A 16,353-nucleotide genomic window follows, 5' to 3' on the forward strand; every position below is an offset into this window, starting at 1 on the left:
AGGGACGTTGACCCAGCAGCGCTACATGGACGTACAAGCAGCGCGCGAGCGACAGCGATGCGCGGCGGGTGCAGCGGTGCCGGGAGGACCCACCCCCCCAGGCCTGCGGCGAGCCACGGACGCGTCCTTTCTAGGACTCCGAAGCGAACAAAAGCGTGCAAAAGGACGCTTCACACCCACAAAACGACCTGTGAGACTTTCGGCAGCCTTCGGGAACCTCCCTCGGCTACACTCTCTTACTATAAATCAGCGACTCAACGGACCTCCTGAAGCCCCATGTGCGGAATCGTCGGCGCGATTGCGGATCGCAACATCGTTCCTATTCTGATCGAAGGCCTGCGGCGCCTGGAATACCGGGGCTATGACTCGGCCGGCCTCGCCATTCTGAACGGCACCGGCCACCTGCGCCGGCTGCGCACTGTCGGCAAAGTGCGAAAGCTGCAGGACGCGCTGGTCGAAGCCCCCGTCGAAGGCCACCTCGGCATCGCTCACACCCGCTGGGCCACCCACGGTGTCCCGTCCGAACGCAACGCCCATCCGCACATCTCGCGGGATGGCATCGCCATCGTTCACAACGGCATCATCGAGAATCACGAAGAGCTGCGCGAGGAGCTGACCAAGGTCGGCTATCAGTTCACCTCCGAGACCGACACCGAGGTGATCGCGCATCGCATCCATTATCACAAGCAAAAGTTAGGCGACATTTTCCGCGCCGTCCGTGCAACTGTCGCCGAGCTGGAAGGCGCATATGCGCTCGCGGTCGTTTCCGAAGATGCGCCCGACACCATGATCCTCGCTCGCGCCGGCTGCCCCGTCGTGATCGGCGTTGGAGAGAACGAACACTTCGTCGCTTCCGACGTTGCCGCCTTGCTGCCGGTGACTCGCAAGTTCATCTTCCTCGACGAAGGCGATGTCGCCGAAATTCGCCGCACGTCCGTGCGCATCCTCGATAACGAAGGCAACAACGCCCAGCGCCAGCTGCGCGAAAGCTCGCTTTCGGCCGACGCCGCAGAGAAGGGCGAATACGCGCACTACATGCTCAAGGAAATTCATGAGCAGCCTCGCGCCATCGCGCAGACGCTGGAAGAGCGCGTCGCCGGCGGCAAGCTGCTCGAAGCTGCCTTCGGCCCGCTGGCAACCGAAGTGTTCCGTCGCTGCGAAGCCGTGCAGATCGTGGCCTGCGGCACGAGCTACCACGCCGGCGCCGTCGCCAAGTATTACATCGAGCAGATCGCTCGCCTGCCGTGCTGGGTGGAGATTGCGAGCGAATATCGCTATCGCAGCCCGGTCGTTCCCAAGAACACTTTGTTCGTCTCGATCTCACAATCGGGCGAGACCGCCGACACGCTGGCCGCGCTGCGCATGGCCAAGCAGTCCGGTTATCTGTCGACGCTGTCAATCTGTAACGTTCCGGAAAGCTCGCTGGTGCGCGAGTCCGAGCTGGTGCTGCTGACCCGCGCCGGCCCGGAAATCGGCGTCGCTTCCACCAAGGCGTTCACCACTCAGCTGTGCGCCCTCGGCATGCTGGTCATTGCTCTCGCCAAGTTCCACGGCACCGATCCCGAGCGCGAGCGCGGCCTGGTGCAGCGGTTGATCGAGATCCCGGGCTTGATTGAGAAGACCCTGCATCTCGACGAGACCATCAAGAAACTCGCCGAGCGCTTCGCCGATAAACATCACGCCCTGTTCCTCGGTCGCGGTCAGATGCACCCGATCGCGATGGAAGGCGCGCTGAAGCTCAAAGAAATCTCTTACATCCACGCCGAAGCCTATCCGGCCGGCGAGCTCAAGCACGGCCCGCTCGCCCTGGTCGACGCCGACATGCCCGTGATCGCCGTCGCTCCCAACAACGACCTGCTGGAGAAGCTCAAATCCAACCTCCAGGAAGTCCGCGCCCGCGGCGGCGAGTTATACGTCTTCGCCGATCCGGACTCCGGCTTCCAGCCCTCCGAAGGCGTCACCGTCATCACCATGCCCAAGCACGTCAGCCACTTCCAGGCGTCCGCGGTCTATACCGTGCCCTTGCAACTGCTGGCCTACCACTGCGCCATCCTCAAAGGCACCGACGTCGACCAACCTCGCAACCTCGCCAAGTCCGTGACGGTGGAATAGTTCTGTCACTCCGCGGCGTCGGGTGAGCTGTCCAGCAGGCGCTGTTCGCGAGACAGGCGGACGGCGTCGCGACGGGAGTTGACGCCGAGCTTTTCGTAAAGGGATTTGAGGTGATACTTCACCGTGTTCGGTGAGATCTTGAGCAGGCGGGCGATTTCTTTGTTGGTGTAGCCCTGGTCCAAGTGACGCAGGGCGGAAAGCTCCGGGCCGCTGAGCAGGGTGGAGTCGCGGTTCTGGGCGGAGTGGCGTTCCAAAGACTTGCGCAGGCGGCGAAGAAAGGTCTCGCGGAAGCGATCGGTGTGGCGCAAGGTCGCGTGACGGGAGTCGATGGTGGCGGACAGGCTGATGAATCGCCAGCAGTCGAGGAATGGCCCGATGAAGCCTTGGAACATCGACATGCTGACCGCTTCATCGAAGCGCACGATGGCCTGCTCGGGCTGTTTCGCCAGGCGATGCGCATGCGCTGCCAGAATGCAAAGCGTAATGAGCAATCGTCCGTGTCCGTGCTGACGAGCCCAGCGTTCAGTAGTCTCGATCTCGGTGAGCGCTGCCTGGTGGTCGCCGCCGCACAGATGAACCTTGGCGAGGCACACCGACGCCGCCAGCGCGATGTGACGATAGGGTGGCATCTCTTCACTCATGGCAGCGGCCAACTGACGCATGCCAATCTTTTCAGCATGTTCACCAGCCGACTCGTGCCGACCCGCATGAATCAGCGACTCGACTTCGTAGATGTCAGCTAGCAGCTGCAGCTGAGTGAGATGTCGACCCGCGGCGACCGTACGCATCCGCGCGATGATGCGATCGGCCTCGGATGCGCTCTTGCCGAAGGCGACGCGAATGGCAGTACAAAAGCCCGAAGCATAGATCTCGAACCACCCGTCCGACTGCTCCATGTGAGGCAGCGCCCAATCGAGCAGCGACATGGCCTCCTCGAGGGCGTCACGTTCGAACAGCGCCTCCGCTTGATACACGGCGCAATTGGCCGCGAGATCGGAGCGCGGCCCGTAAGCCCGCTGAATATCTGCAGCCGCCTCTTTGAGCACCACCTGGGCTTCATCCAGGCGTCCCTGGGCAAGTCGAATCCTAGCTTCGAGCAAGCGAGCAAACATTTCGCCATAGAGCGAGCCGAGCGCCCGATGATGCTCACGCGCGCGCCGCGTAGGTTCAAGAGCGCGCTCGAGCCAGCCGCAGTCACAATACTTCTCGCCCAGCGATTCGCAAACATTGGCGAGCATCAGGTGATCGTTGGACGGCAAGCTCAGGATCAGCGCTTCCTTGGCCAACAAATCTTCCAGCCGCACCGGCGTGTTCTCATATTCCGAGAGCACCTCGCCGACCAGGTTCACCTCAGTCCAAAGATCGGCGGGCAAGCTGGCGCGTTCCACAGAATTTCGGAAGCCATCGTAGCTGGCGCGCGCCGCGGTCATCTGGCCTTGTTTGATCAAACGATACACGTTCGCCAGCTGCAGTCGTGGAAAGCGCGCAATGGTGGCATTAGAGACGTGCGAAAGCCCCGCGATCAGCGTCTCCATCCTGCCTTCGGGAATCATGCGCCACCCGCCGGCTTCATCCAGCACGGTAGCGAGGAATTCCTCATCCGCCGCGCCGATGGCATGGCCGACCGCCTCGGCGACCTGGCCGTGCGAGCCAAACCAGATGGCCGCTTTCCGATGCAGCTGACGAAACAACGCCGGGTCGCGACGCGCGAGGCGATCGCGAAGGATCTGCGCGAACAACTGGTGATAGCGATAGGTCAGATGTTGAGCATCGAGCGGCAACAGAAACAGATTCTGCTTCTCCAGCTGCTCGAGCATGAACTGACCGTCCTCCCGATCGCACAGCAGATTCACCAGATCGCCATTCAACCGCTCCAGGATGGCGGTGCGCGTGATGATGTTCTCCACGTCCGGCGGCAGACTGGCCAGCACCTGTTCGGACAGATAACTGGCGAGCTCCCAGGCCGGGCCAGAGAAATTCGCGATCAGCTCGGCACGGTCGCAGCCTTTGCGTAGTGAAAGCGCAGTCATCTGAAGCGCAATAGGCCAGCCCTCAGTGCGCTTCAGCAGCCGGGCGATGTCGTCCTCGGCCAGCGGAGCAGAGGCGCCGCGATTCAACATCACTTGCGCTTCATCGAGCGTGAATTTCAGATCGTCGGCGCCGAGCTCCACCAGGTCCTCGTTGGCGGCGAGCACGGCCTGGCCGAGCTTCGGATAGTCACGCGAGGCGATCACGATGTGCAGCCGCTCGGGAGCGAGCTTGATGAGCTGGCGTACGAAGTGACAGACGGCCTCGCTCTCGGCACGGTGAAAGTCATCGAGGATCAGGACGGTGTGACGATCTGCATGCGACAGCCGATTCACGATGGCCGACAGCGCCGCGCGTGTCGGCATGCTCTCGCCGCTGCTTCCACCGCCGATCGCCGCCATCAGATACTCGGCGAAACGGGCGGCATCGGATTCTTCTTCTTCCAAGGTCAGCCAGGCGGCCTCGATGCCTCGCTCCGTGAGCGCCCGATGCCATTGCGCGAGCAGACTGGTTTTGCCGTATCCGGCCGGAGCGTGCAACAGGGTGAGCCGCCGCGTGATCACATCGTCCAGCCGCTGCAACAGCAACTCGCGCGGCACATGCTGGCTCGGGCGAGCCGAAGGCGCGATCTTGGTGAGGATGGGATCACCGAGGCTGTTCACGGATCCAATCGTAAGTTCCGGGGAGGCCGTCGAGCATAGCAAATCAACAGCGCTACCCATCGTCGCGGCCTGACTGCCCATCGCCGGGGCACGCGTTACCCGTCTTGGCGTCGGAACCGAGGTTCCGGGCACGTAGACTGCCCACCATGCGATTGGGTATCGATGTGGGTGGGACAAACACGGACGCCGTGCTGGTTGCCGGCCGAACCGTGTTGGCGTCGGCAAAGCGGCCGACCACCGATGACGTGAGCAGCGGCATCGTCAACGCGACTCGAGCGGTGCTCGACGCCGCCGGGGTCAGCCCGTGGGCCGTCAGCAGCGTGATGATCGGCACCACCCACTTTGTGAATGCGCTGGTCGAGCGCAAAGGGCTGCTGGGGGTCGGCGTGTTGCGCCTGGCAGGAGCGGCGGGCGAAGCGCTGCCGCCGATGAGCGGTTGGCCCGACGACCTGAAACGGTGCATCGGCGCGACCAGCTTCCAACTTCCTGGCGGCTACGAGTTCGACGGTCAGGAGAACACGGCCTTCAACGAGGATGCCGTGCGCGACGCCGCGCGAGAGCTGCGTCGCAAGGGGTTGCAGTCCGTTGCGATCTCATGTGTGTTCGCGCCGATCAATCGATCGATGGAGCAACGAGCCGCGGCGCTGGTGAAAGAAGTCGCCCCGGACATGTCGATCACCGTCTCGAGTGCGCTAGGTCGCATTGGATTTCTGGAGCGCGAGAACGCCACGATCATGAACGCGTCGCTGTCGAAGATGGCGCGTCACGTGATGGCCTCGTTCACATCCGCGTTCGGCGAGCTCGGCATTCACGCGCCCTTGTACGTCAGTCAGAACGACGGCACGCTGATCTCGGCGGACTATGCCGCACAGTATCCCGTGCTAACGCTGGGTTCCGGGCCCACCAACAGCATGCGTGGCGCGGCGTTCCTCACTGGGATCCAAGATGCCATCGTGATGGACGTGGGTGGTACGACCACCGATATCGGCGCACTGGTGAACGGCTTCCCGCGCGAGTCTTCGATTGCCGTGAACATCGGCGGTGTGCGCACCAACTTTCGCATGCCCGATATTCTTTCCATCGGTCTGGGCGGCGGCACTCGCATCCATCTGGACGCCGACGGCCAACTGATCGACATCGGTCCAGACTCGGTCGGCTATCGATTGTCCCAGGAAGCCTATATGTTCGGCGGCTCGACCCTCACCGCCAGTGACATCGCGGTGAAGGCCGGTCAGGCGAACTTCGGCAATCCGGCCAGGGTGCCGGATTTGCGGCCCGGCGTGATGGAAAAAATCCTCGCGGGTTTCCGCAACATTTTCGAAGACGGCATCGATCGCATGAAGACCGCGGCCGCGGATGTTCCAGTCGTGCTGGTCGGCGGCGGCAGCGTTCTGGTGCCGAACGAATTGAAGGGCGCAGCGCGCGTGCTTCGTCCCGAGCATGCAGCAGTCGCGAATGCCGTCGGCGCCGCGATTGCCCAAATCGGCGCAGAAGTGGATCGCATCGTGGCGTACGACAACGAAGATCGAGCGACGGCATTGCAAGACATCGAGCGAGAAGCGGCCGAACGCGCCGTCGCCGCCGGCGCCGATGCCAGCACTGTGCGGCTGGTCGATGTGGAAGAAACATTTCTTTCGTATATGCCGGGCAACACGGTGCAGATCCGCGCCAAAGTCGTGGGCGATCTGGCGGTGAGCGCCGCATGAGCCACACGAAAAGAACGTTGACGCTCGAAGATGTCGCCGATCTCGCCCGCGGTTGCGCCTTCCTCGGCTCCGGTGGCGGCGGCGATCCTCACACGGCATTCATGGAGATCGAAGCAGCGCTCGGCGAAGGCGGCGCCATCGAACTGATCGAGCTGGAGTCACTGCCTGACGACGCCTTCGTCGCGCCCTGCGGCTGGATCGGGGCGCCCACCATCTCGGCCGAGAAACTGCCGAGCGGACGCGAAGCGCTGCAAGGCCTGCGCAAGCTGGAAGAAATCACCAACCGGCGCGTCGACGCCGTGTTCCCAGTGGAAATCGGTGGCAGCAACGGCCTCGCGGCATTGTTGTTGGCCTTGCGCTCCGGCCTGCCGGTGGTGGACTGCGATGGCATGGGGCGCGCCTTCCCCGAATCGCAAATGGTGATCTTCAACATTCGCGGTCAGCAGGCGTCGCCCGCCATTCTCACCGACGACAAGGGCAACTGCGTCGTGATCGAGACTGTCGATAACGTCAGCGAAGAGCGATTGGCGCGCGCTGCGGCCGTGACGCTGGGCGGTTCGTGCCATCTCATCGAGTACTGCGCTTCGGCGCGAGAAATGAAAGCCAACGCGCTTCGAGGCACCATCTCCGATGCGCTTCGCATCGGTCGCGGCATTCGTGCCGCCCGTGAAAACGGGCGCGATCCGTTCCATGGCTTGTTCGAGGCGCTGCGCGCGTCGCCCCATTTCGACCAGGCCGGCGTGCTGTTCGACGGCAAGATCGTCGATTTGCAACGCGAGACGCGCAATGGCTTCTCGGTGGGGCGGGCGGTGATCGATGCCTTCGGCGGCGGCCAGCGTTTGGAAGTCGAGTTCAAGAACGAGAATCTGATCGCTCGCCTGGACGGGCAAGTGCGGGCGCTGGTCCCCGACATCATCAGCATTCTCGACCGCGAAACGGCCGAGACCATCGTGACCGAGTGTCTGAAATACGGTCAGCGGGTCAAAGTCGTCGGCGCCAGCGCGCCTCGCGCCTTGCGATCCGCCGAGTCCCTGGCGGTGCTCGGCCCCGACGCCTTCAAACTGCCCGGACCGTATCGCTCGATCGCCGAGCTCAATGGCTGGAAATAACGTCCGGAAATAAACATGTCCAGCACGGCCGTCGAATCGAAGACAGAACAGTTCGCCAATGAGCCCGTGCCGGAAAGCGAGACCGTCGACGGCTGGCGCGTCGCGTTGATTCTCACAGGGTTTGCCATCTCGCTGCCGAGCTTCTTGAGCAGCGCTCAGATCGCGAGTGCGCTCGGCTTGCGAGACGCCTTTGTCGTTTCGCTGCTGGCCGGAGCGTTGTTGTGTGCGATGGGCTGCCTCACCGCGGTGGTCAGCGTGCGCACGCGACTGACGACCTACCTGCTCGTGCAACGCTCGTTTGGACGCAGCGGCGCGGCATTGGTGAACATCGCGATCGCATTGGTGCACTTCGGCTGGTTCGGTGTGAACGCTGCGTTCTTTGGCAACGCCATGGTGGCCGGGACGCAAGAAGTGCTCGGCGTGACCGGACCGTTCCCGGCATTCGTCGTGATCGGCGCTCTGTTGATGGCCATCACCACCATCTATGGTTTCCGCGCACTCGACCGACTCGCGTTGGTCGCCGTGCCGATTCTTGCACTGATTCTGGGCGCGGTCGTGGTCATGGCTGTGCAGCAGTACGGCATGGTTGTCGCGCCCGACCCGACGCCGCCCGAACCGATGAGCTTCGGCATTGCGCTGTCGGCCCTGATCGGCGGCAACATGCTCACCGTGGCTGCGATGCCGGATCTCACACGTTACATCCGCTCCTCGAGGCAATCGGTGCTCGGCATGGTGCTGTCGTTTCCAGTGGCGATCCCGTTGCTGACCCTGGCGGCCGCCATTCCGGTGCTCGCGACCGGCGAAATAGATATCATGCGACTGATCATCGGCTTCGGCCTGGGCGTGCCGGCGCTGCTGGTGCTGATTCTTTCCACCTGGACCATCAACTCGGCCAATCTCTATTCCGCCAGCCTGAGCCTCACGGCGACGTTCCCGGCCGTGGCGCAATGGAAGTTCACTCTGGTCGCGGGTGCGCTGGGTGCATTGATCGCGGTCGCGGGCATCCTCGATGCGTTCGTTTCGTTCTTGTTGTTGCTGGGCGCGATCATCCCGCCGATAGCGGCGATCTACGTGATCGACGCGTTTCGCTCCAACAGCACTCAGGCGCCGGTGCATTGGCCCGCCGTCGTGACATGGGCGGTGTCCGCAGGAATTGCACTGCTCGCCAACTCAGGTTATTTCACGCTGACCACGGTGCCCGCACTCGACGCGACGCTGGCCGCGTCGCTGGTCTACGGTGTGTGGTCGCGCGCTGGAAGGGTATGAGCGTCCCACGCGCGGGTAGTTCGCTCCGCGCGATGGGTAGTGGACTAGCCACCGCTCAAGCCCCGCCATAGCTTGCTTCGAACGCTGACGCAGATAGATCAGCCCATGGGGATTCGAACGATGAACAAACTTTCAGTGGCCGTTGCCTGCACTCTGGCGCTCGCTTCGGCGGCGCGAGCCCAAGAGAGTGGTGGCGAGGGCGGTACTCTCGAAGAAGTCACAGTGCTGGCCGACCGCGCCGGGGCGGCGACCAAAACCGACACCCTGCTGGTGGAGATTCCGCAATCCATCAGTGTCGTGACCGCCGAACAGATCATGGAGCGTGGCGCGACGTCCTACCAGGAGGTGTTTCGCTACTCCGCCGGCGTGGCTACCGAGCTCTCCGGTGGCGATACCCGCTCGGACTATTTCGCGGCGCGTGGCTTCGCGCTGAAGCAATTCCTGGATGGCCTGAACAAGACGCCCAAGGGTCTGTATGGCTCGACTCAGGAAACGTTCACTCTCGAGCGCGCCGAAGTGCTGCGCGGCCCGTCGGCAGTGCTCTACGGCGCGGGCAGCTCGGGCGGCTTGCTGAACGCAGTGAGCAAACGTCCGCAATGGGAATTCGGCGGAGAGATCGGTCTGCAAGCCGGCAACTGGGATCGTAAACAGCTGCAGGTGGATCTCACCGGGCCGCTGGGCGAGGACTTCGCCGGTCGCTTCGTCGGCGTGCTTCGCGACGGCGATCTGATGTGGGAAGGACAGGCGAACGACAAGTACGTCGTGATGCCCTCGCTCGCGTGGAAGCCGGGCGAGCAGACCGATATCACCCTGATCGGGCTGTATCAGAAGGAAGACATGGGCACGCAGACCTATCTGCCCATGTCCAAGACGCTGCAGGCCAATGCCGACAATCCCAAGATCCCCATCGACTTCTTCGTCGGCGAGCCGGACTTCAATCACATGGATACCGAGCAGGCGTCGGTCACGCTGCTGGTGAACCATCGCTTCAACGAGCTGGTCGCGGTGAGCAGCAACACCCGCTATCTGAATCAGACGGTGGACTACGGCGAGGTGTATCCGACCTTCAACTTCGGCGTCGATACGTTCATCGACCCGGAGCGGACCACGCTGTCGCGCGCGTTCTACTTGCTGGACGACTCGTACACCATCGTCAATTCCGACAATCACGCGCAGTTCGACTTCGACACCGGCCCGGTGTCGCACAAGGTGCTGGTCGGCGTGGACTACACGTTGTTCGAACAGGATCGTCGCGAAGGCTACTCGTGCGTGGTTTTCTACCCTGGCTGCTTCGAAGCGATGACGATTCCGCTGAACGTCTACAACCCCGTCTACGGGCAGCCGTTCAACTATGGCTATAGCAACGCGTTCGACAGTCGCAGCACGCAGCTGGGCTTCTATCTGCAGGATCAGATGAAACTCGCCGACCGTGTTTCGTTCGTGTTCGGTGCGCGTCGCGACCGCGCCACGTCCGAAGCCACGTTGAGCCCGAAGGAGACGGTGAATGCGACCACGTTCAAGTTCGGCGTGATCGCCGAGGTGTTGCCGGGCGTCTCGCCGTTCGCGAGCTACTCGGAGTCGTTCACGCCCATCTTCGGCGGCGACTTTTATGGCAACGCCTACAAGCCGCAGCAAGGCGAGCAGTACGAAGCCGGCATCAAATGGCAGCCGTTCTCGAACAGCTTGATCACCGCCACTTACTTCGATATCGAGGACAGCAACTTCCTCACCAGCGATCCCAGCAACCTGCAGAACTTCATCCAAAGCGGCGTGATCGGCTCCAAGGGCGTCGAACTGGAGGCGCAGGTCAATCTCGCGATGGGCTTGAGCGTGAACGCCGCCTGGAGCTACACCAAAGCCGAAGTGCTCGAAGGCACCTCGTCGCATCCCGCCGGCGATCGCATCGAGGATCTGCCGAATCATCTGGCCTCGCTGTGGCTCAGTCAGATGCTCTACATCAACAACGATCTGACCATGCGTCTGGGCGCGGGCGTGCGGCGCGTCGGCGACAAGCTCGATTACTACCAGATCCAGAAGACTCCGGCGGTCACGCTGGTGGACGCCAGCGTCGAGGCTACTTACAAGGACTGGAGCCTGCAGATCAATGCGAACAACGTGGCCGACAAGGAGTACTACGCCACTTGCGCCGCATGGGCGACGCCGTTCGACGGCATGTGCACGCCGGGCCAGACGCGCAGCATCCTCGGCACCGTGACTCGGAAGTTCTGATCTTTCGGTGGGAAGTTTGATGAAGTCAAAGAACATCGGCGAGCGTCAATCCGGCGCTCGCTTCTCCGGTCGGGCCTCGGCGCGGGTGTTGGTTCTCACGATCGCGGCGCTCGTGACCGCGTGCGCGAAACAGGAGCCGGCGGCCGAGCCAACTGCGGAGTTGGTGTTCAAGAATGGCAACATCTACACCGTCGATGCCGGGCAACCCACAGCATCTTCGATCGCAGTTCGCGCCGGCAAGATCGTTGCGCTCGGCGCGGACGGCGACACTGCGGGATTGATCGGTCCGCAAACCAAAGTGGTCGATCTGCAAGGCCGGTTCGTGCTGCCGGCATTTCACGATGCGCACGCGCATCCGGTGTGGGGCGGCCTCGGTCAAAGTCAGTGCCCGCTGCACGAAGGCAACTCCATCGCCGACTATCAGAAGAAGATCGCCGAGTGCGCGGCGGAGCAGCCCGGTTCGGGATGGCTGGTGGGTGTGGGCTGGAAGGACGGTTTGTTTGTTCCGGAAGGCACGCCCGACAAGAAGCTGCTGGATGCGGTGGTGTCCGATCGCCCGGCGGCATTCACGTCGGTGGGTGGCCACAGCATCTGGGTGAACTCGAAGGGACTGGAAGCGGCGGGGATCACGCGCGCAACGCCGGATCCCCCCAACGGTCGCATCGATCGTTACAAAAATGGCGAACCCATGGGCTCGTTTCAGGAAGCCGCCGTCGAGTTGATCCTCGCAAAGCTGCCGCCGCCTTCCGATCAGGCGCGCGAGGATGGTCTGCTTTACGCGCGTGAGTATTTCAACAGCATTGGCATCGTCGGTTGGCACGATGCGTTGGTGCCGATCACCAGCGAAGAGCCCGGGCAGGCCATTCCGCCCGGCGTTCCGCAGACGTACGCCAGTCTGGCCAGCAAGGGCGAGCTCAAAGGTCACGTGCGCCTGGCGCTGGGTTGGGACAAGAAACGCGGCGTCGAACAGATTCCAGACCTGGTCGCAGCCGCGCAAAAGCTGGCCGAAGCGGGCGTCGAAGCCAGGTCGGTGAAGTTTTTGTTGGACGGCGTTCCGGCGCAGCGCACGGCGGCGCTCATCGAGCCTTATTCAGACATGCCGGGCTTCACGGGCGACCTGCACATGGAGCCGGCGCTGCTCGAAGACGCGGTGACTCGTCTGGACGCCGAAGGTTTCCAAGTTCACATTCATGCCATCGGCGATCGCGCCGTGCGTACTGCGCTCGATGCGTACGCCAAAGCGCGCGAGCGTAACGGCAACAAAGATCATCGGCATCTGCTGTCGCACGTCAATTTGATTTCGACGGCGGATCTGCCGAGGTTTCGTGAGCTGGGCGTGGTGGTGGTGTTCCAGCCGCTGTGGGCCTGCCTGGATGAATACATGGTCATGGTTGGCAGACGCGTCGGGCAGGAGCGGCTCGATCGCACCTATCCGACGGCTTCTTTGCTGAAGGCCGGCGGCCGGGTGGCGTATGGTTCCGATTGGCCGGTCGCCTCCGCCAATCCCTTCGAAGGCATCGAAGTGGCCCTCTCGCGTCGTTTCCCCGGTGCGACCGAGGGCGACCGCCTGGCGCCCGGCGAAGCCATCGAACTCGCTCGCGCCATCGAGAACTACACGCTGCATTCGGCCTACGCCTCGCACCTCGACGATCGCAGCGGCTCGCTGGTGGTGGGCAAGAGCGCCGACCTGGTGGTGCTCGACCGCGACCTGTTCAAGATCCCGGTGCACGAAATCTCCAAGACCAAGGTGCTGCTGACGTTGTTCGCCGGCGAAGCGGTCCATGGCGATTTCGCTGCTGTAAGCGCCGCGAGCGAGTGATTGGGTAACTGGATCCTGACAGGGCGACCGGGCGGGCGTTTGGGTCCGCGATGGGCCATAATGCGACATTTCGGCCACCCCTGTTTCGGGCCCCTGTCATGCAAATCACCAAAGACGCTGTCGCACTGATCCACTACACGCTGACCGACGATGCCGGAGCGACCATCGACAGCTCCGCCGGGGGGGAGCCGCTTGCCTACATCCACGGCAATGGCAACCTGATCCCGGGCCTGGAGCGCGAACTGGAAGGCAAAGGCGAGGGCGACAAGCTCGACGTGAAAATCACACCGGCCGACGGCTACGGCGAGTTCGACAAGGCGCTCATCCAGCAGGTGCCCCGCCGTGCGCTCAAGGGCGTAGGCAATCTGCATGTCGGCATGCAGTTACATGCACAGTCCGAGCACGGTGTGCGAGCCGTGACCATCACTCACCTTCAGGGCGACATGGTGACGCTGGACGGCAATCATCCGCTCGCCGGCAAGAACCTGAACTTCAAAGTCGAAATTGTCGGCGTCCGCGCCGCCACCGAAGAAGAGTTGGCGCACGGCCACGTACATGGCCCGGGCGGCCATCACCACTGATCCATTCCTGAAACGATCTCTCGTCGCGCGCACCATTGTCGTGCGCCCGGCGGAGCATCGTGCATCGTTGGATCGCGACTTTCCGACATTTCGCGGTCATATCCGCTCCGTAGAATGAGTTCGCTTCGCTGGCACACTCCGTGCTTGCTCACGATGTGATACACGTTGCAGGAGCTGTCGATGGAATTCACCCCTGACACCTCACCTCCGAAGCGCACTCGCGCCAAGCCCAAAATCGCCGCGGGCGTGACTGCCCAGACTCCATCCGCGGTAGTGAAAAAACCTCGCGCACCTCGTAAAACGCCGACAAGCAAAACGGCGCCGGCTGCACCCGCTACCGAAGTGCAGGTGGTGGCGGCCACCCTGGATCCGACGCGCGAAGATGTGGGCACGATGATCGCGACCGCCGCCTACTATCTGGCCGCAGCCCGCAATTTTTCCCCAGGCCACGAGTTGGACGATTGGTTGGAAGCCGAGCGTGCTATTCACGCCAAGCTGTACGGCTGACGACAGCACGCATTTCATCGCAGCAGAGTTTGGGAGTAGGCTGGTCCTCGCTTCAAAGAAGGAGGGCCACAATGCTTCGCGTCAGTTACGTGCTTGCCTTCAAGAACAAAGAGGTCTGGACCATCGGGCCGGAAGAGCCGGTGCTCGCAGCCATTCAGATCATGGCCGACAAGCACATCGGCGCACTGCCGGTGATGCGAGATCAGGAGCTGGTCGGCATCGTTTCGGAGCGCGACTACGCACGTAAGGTGATCCTGCTCGGGCGTTCCAGCTCCGACACGCCGGTGTGGCAGATCATGTCGTCCCCCGTGAAGACCGTCTCGCCCGATGAGGCCGTGCATCGATGCATGGAGCTGATGACCGAGCATCGCATCCGCCACCTGCCCGTGCTCGAGAAGAATCGCCTGGTAGGGATGATCTCCATCGGGGATCTGGTGAAGGCGGTGATCGAGGAGCAGCAGCAAACGATCACTCAGCTGGAACGTTACATCGCCGGCTGATTTGCTCTCGGCCCGCCCGGACCCACCCCTGAACTCGGGGTTCGGGGTGGGTGTTCGCGGCGAAATCAGCCCTGCGCGGTGGCGACCGGCATTGCGTCGTCGAGAAGCCCACGCTGCAGGGCGCGATTCACGGCGCTGAGCACAGCGAGCAGGGACGCGGTCACGATGTTCTCGTGATAACCGACACCAAACAACGTCGCACGAGCAGGAGTGGTGATCTCGACGAAGGCCATTGCCTTCGCTCCGCTGCCCGTGCCTACCGAGTGCTCTTCATACGACAGCACGTCGAAGCGCAGGCCAAGCGCATCGACAATGGCATCGATGGGCCCGTTGCCTTCGCCATGGAGCAGCGCGCCCTGGCCGTTGCACTTCAACTTCAGCGACAGCCGCTCGACCTCGTGCTGATCTCGCAGCGACGTGAGTTGATGCCCGCCGTACACATAGGTGCCGTTGTCGCTCAGGAATTCCTGCTGGAACAGCGCCCAGATCTGTTCCGACGACAGTTCCTTGCCGGTCGCATCGGTGACCGCCTGAACCACCTGACTGAATTCGATCTGCAGCCGCCGCGGCATGGTGATGCCGTAGTCGCGCTCGAGCAGATAAGCGATGCCGCCCTTACCCGACTGACTGTTCACGCGAATGACTGACTCGTAGGTACGGCCGACATCGCGCGGATCGATCGGAAGATACGGAATCTCCCAAATGTCCCCGTCCCGACGCGCGGCGAACCCTTTCTTGATCGCATCCTGATGCGATCCCGAGAACGCGGTGAACACCAGATCGCCGACATACGGATGACGCGGATGAATCGGCAGCTGATTGCAATGTTCGGCAATGCGCGCCGCTTCGTTGATGTTGGAAAAATCCAAGCCCGGGTTCACACCCTGCGTGTAGAGATTCAAAGCGAGCGTGACCACGTCGACGTTGCCGGTACGCTCGCCGTTACCGAACAGCGTGCCTTCGACGCGATCCGCGCCGGCCATCATGCCGAGCTCCGCGGCGGCCACACCGGTGCCGCGATCGTTGTGCGGATGCAGAGACAGAATGATGCAGTCACGGTTCTTGACGTGACGGAGGAACCACTCGATCTGGTCGGCATAGATGTTCGGCGTCGCCATTTCCACCGTGGCCGGCAGATTGATGATCACCTTGCGCTCCGGGGTCGGCTGCAACACCGCGTTCACGGCGTCACAGATCTCCACCGCAAAATCCAATTCGGTGCCGGTAAAGCTTTCCGGGCTGTACTCGAAGCGCCATTCGGTCTCGGGATGGCGCTCGGCGTGCTCACGAACACACTGTGCCGCCTTGACGGCGATATCGACGATGCCGGCGCGGTCCAGGCCGAACACCACGCGCCGCTGCACAGTGGATGTGGAATTGTAGAAGTGGACGATGGCGCGCCGCGCGCCGCGCAACGATTCGAAGGTGCGGGCGATGAGCTCGGGGCGACACTGCACCAGAACCTGAATGGTGACATCGTCCGGAATCAGGTTCTGCTCGATGAGCTCGCGCACGAAGTCGAAATCCGTCTGCGACGCGGCCGGAAAGCCGACTTCGATTTCCTTGAACCCGGTCCTGACCAGCAAATCGAACATGCGACGCTTGCGGGCGCCGTCCATGGGCTCGATCAGCGCCTGGTTGCCGTCACGCAGGTCGACGCTGCACCACGTAGGCGGCGCGCTGATGACCTTGTCGGGCCAGGTGCGATCCTTGAGCGGGATCGGAGCGAACGAACGATATTTGCGTGAAGGTTCCTGCAACATGGTGCCGTTTCCTATATCGCAGCTGCGCGACCTGCCGGTGCCGAAAGCAGATGAGTCTTCTGCCTGCCAGA

The 16,353-nt window shown here is 62.7% G+C and carries 11 protein-coding genes; 9 read left to right on the forward strand and 2 right to left on the reverse strand.

The annotated features are described in order from the left end of the window. The first annotated feature begins 276 nt into the window (after positions 1–276). Positions 277–2,112 carry a glutamine--fructose-6-phosphate transaminase (isomerizing) gene (gene glmS / locus JM946_RS05545; RefSeq protein ID WP_203166131.1) on the forward strand — a complete coding sequence of 612 codons (1,836 nt, stop codon included), beginning with the start codon at positions 277–279 and terminating at the stop codon, positions 2,110–2,112. 5 nt (positions 2,113–2,117) lie between these two features. On the opposite strand, the gene JM946_RS05550 is transcribed toward glmS, so the two are convergent. Beyond that, positions 2,118–4,802: a LuxR C-terminal-related transcriptional regulator gene (locus tag JM946_RS05550; protein ID WP_203166132.1), complete on the reverse strand. Its 2,685-nt coding sequence runs from the start codon at positions 4,800–4,802 to the stop codon at positions 2,118–2,120. A gap of 146 nt (positions 4,803–4,948) precedes the next feature. Between JM946_RS05550 and JM946_RS05555 the strand changes: the two genes are divergently transcribed. From JM946_RS05555 to JM946_RS05590, 8 genes are all read left to right on the forward strand, one after another. Next, positions 4,949–6,508 (forward strand): hydantoinase/oxoprolinase N-terminal domain-containing protein, encoded by a 1,560-nt coding sequence (locus tag JM946_RS05555; protein ID WP_203166133.1) that lies wholly within the window; start codon positions 4,949–4,951, stop codon positions 6,506–6,508. After that, on the forward strand, positions 6,505–7,617 hold the full coding sequence (locus JM946_RS05560; RefSeq protein WP_203166134.1) for a DUF917 domain-containing protein: 1,113 nt from the start codon (positions 6,505–6,507) through the stop codon (positions 7,615–7,617). Before JM946_RS05555 ends, JM946_RS05560 begins: the two co-directional genes overlap by 4 nt. A 15-nt stretch (positions 7,618–7,632) precedes the next feature. Further along, complete coding sequence (locus JM946_RS05565; RefSeq protein ID WP_203166135.1) at positions 7,633–8,883, forward strand: cytosine permease; 1,251 nt, start codon at positions 7,633–7,635, stop codon at positions 8,881–8,883. 120 nt (positions 8,884–9,003) lie between these two features. Then, positions 9,004–11,112: a TonB-dependent siderophore receptor gene (locus JM946_RS05570; protein ID WP_203166136.1), complete on the forward strand. Its 2,109-nt coding sequence runs from the start codon at positions 9,004–9,006 to the stop codon at positions 11,110–11,112. Between the two features lie 19 nt (positions 11,113–11,131). Continuing rightward, positions 11,132–12,931 carry an amidohydrolase gene (locus tag JM946_RS05575; protein WP_203166137.1) on the forward strand — a complete coding sequence of 600 codons (1,800 nt, stop codon included), beginning with the start codon at positions 11,132–11,134 and terminating at the stop codon, positions 12,929–12,931. Positions 12,932–13,029: 98 nt separating this feature from the next. Next, the gene (locus JM946_RS05580; protein WP_203166138.1) at positions 13,030–13,512 is read left to right on the forward strand and encodes an FKBP-type peptidyl-prolyl cis-trans isomerase; all 483 of its coding nucleotides are present in this window, start codon (positions 13,030–13,032) and stop codon (positions 13,510–13,512) included. 180 nt (positions 13,513–13,692) lie between these two features. Further along, the gene (locus JM946_RS05585; protein ID WP_203166139.1) at positions 13,693–14,019 is read left to right on the forward strand and encodes a DUF2934 domain-containing protein; all 327 of its coding nucleotides are present in this window, start codon (positions 13,693–13,695) and stop codon (positions 14,017–14,019) included. A 71-nt stretch (positions 14,020–14,090) separates the two neighbouring features. Further along, the gene (locus JM946_RS05590; RefSeq protein WP_203166140.1) at positions 14,091–14,519 is read left to right on the forward strand and encodes a CBS domain-containing protein; all 429 of its coding nucleotides are present in this window, start codon (positions 14,091–14,093) and stop codon (positions 14,517–14,519) included. 65 nt (positions 14,520–14,584) lie between these two features. Here JM946_RS05590 and leuA read toward each other — a convergent pair whose 3' ends face one another. Next, the gene (leuA, locus tag JM946_RS05595) at positions 14,585–16,282 is read right to left on the reverse strand and encodes a 2-isopropylmalate synthase (protein WP_203166141.1); all 1,698 of its coding nucleotides are present in this window, start codon (positions 16,280–16,282) and stop codon (positions 14,585–14,587) included. Between the last annotated feature and the right edge of the window lie 71 nt (positions 16,283–16,353).

Origin of the sequence: Steroidobacter gossypii (assembly GCF_016801985.1) — a bacterium.
GTDB lineage: Bacteria > Pseudomonadota > Gammaproteobacteria > Steroidobacterales > Steroidobacteraceae > Steroidobacter > Steroidobacter gossypii.

Excerpts from the sequence above, each read along its gene's own strand:
- glmS (WP_203166131.1), top strand. The coding sequence starts at position 277 with ATGTGCGGAATCGTCGGCGCGATTGCGGATCGCAACATCGTTCCTATT.
- JM946_RS05555 (WP_203166133.1), top strand. The coding sequence starts at position 4,949 with ATGCGATTGGGTATCGATGTGGGTGGGACAAACACGGACGCCGTGCTG.
- JM946_RS05560 (WP_203166134.1), top strand. The coding sequence starts at position 6,505 with ATGAGCCACACGAAAAGAACGTTGACGCTCGAAGATGTCGCCGATCTC.
- JM946_RS05565 (WP_203166135.1), top strand. The coding sequence starts at position 7,633 with ATGTCCAGCACGGCCGTCGAATCGAAGACAGAACAGTTCGCCAATGAG.
- JM946_RS05570 (WP_203166136.1), top strand. The coding sequence starts at position 9,004 with ATGAACAAACTTTCAGTGGCCGTTGCCTGCACTCTGGCGCTCGCTTCG.
- JM946_RS05575 (WP_203166137.1), top strand. The coding sequence starts at position 11,132 with ATGAAGTCAAAGAACATCGGCGAGCGTCAATCCGGCGCTCGCTTCTCC.
- JM946_RS05580 (WP_203166138.1), top strand. The coding sequence starts at position 13,030 with ATGCAAATCACCAAAGACGCTGTCGCACTGATCCACTACACGCTGACC.
- JM946_RS05585 (WP_203166139.1), top strand. The coding sequence starts at position 13,693 with ATGGAATTCACCCCTGACACCTCACCTCCGAAGCGCACTCGCGCCAAG.
- JM946_RS05590 (WP_203166140.1), top strand. The coding sequence starts at position 14,091 with ATGCTTCGCGTCAGTTACGTGCTTGCCTTCAAGAACAAAGAGGTCTGG.
- leuA (WP_203166141.1), bottom strand. The coding sequence starts at position 16,282 with ATGTTGCAGGAACCTTCACGCAAATATCGTTCGTTCGCTCCGATCCCG.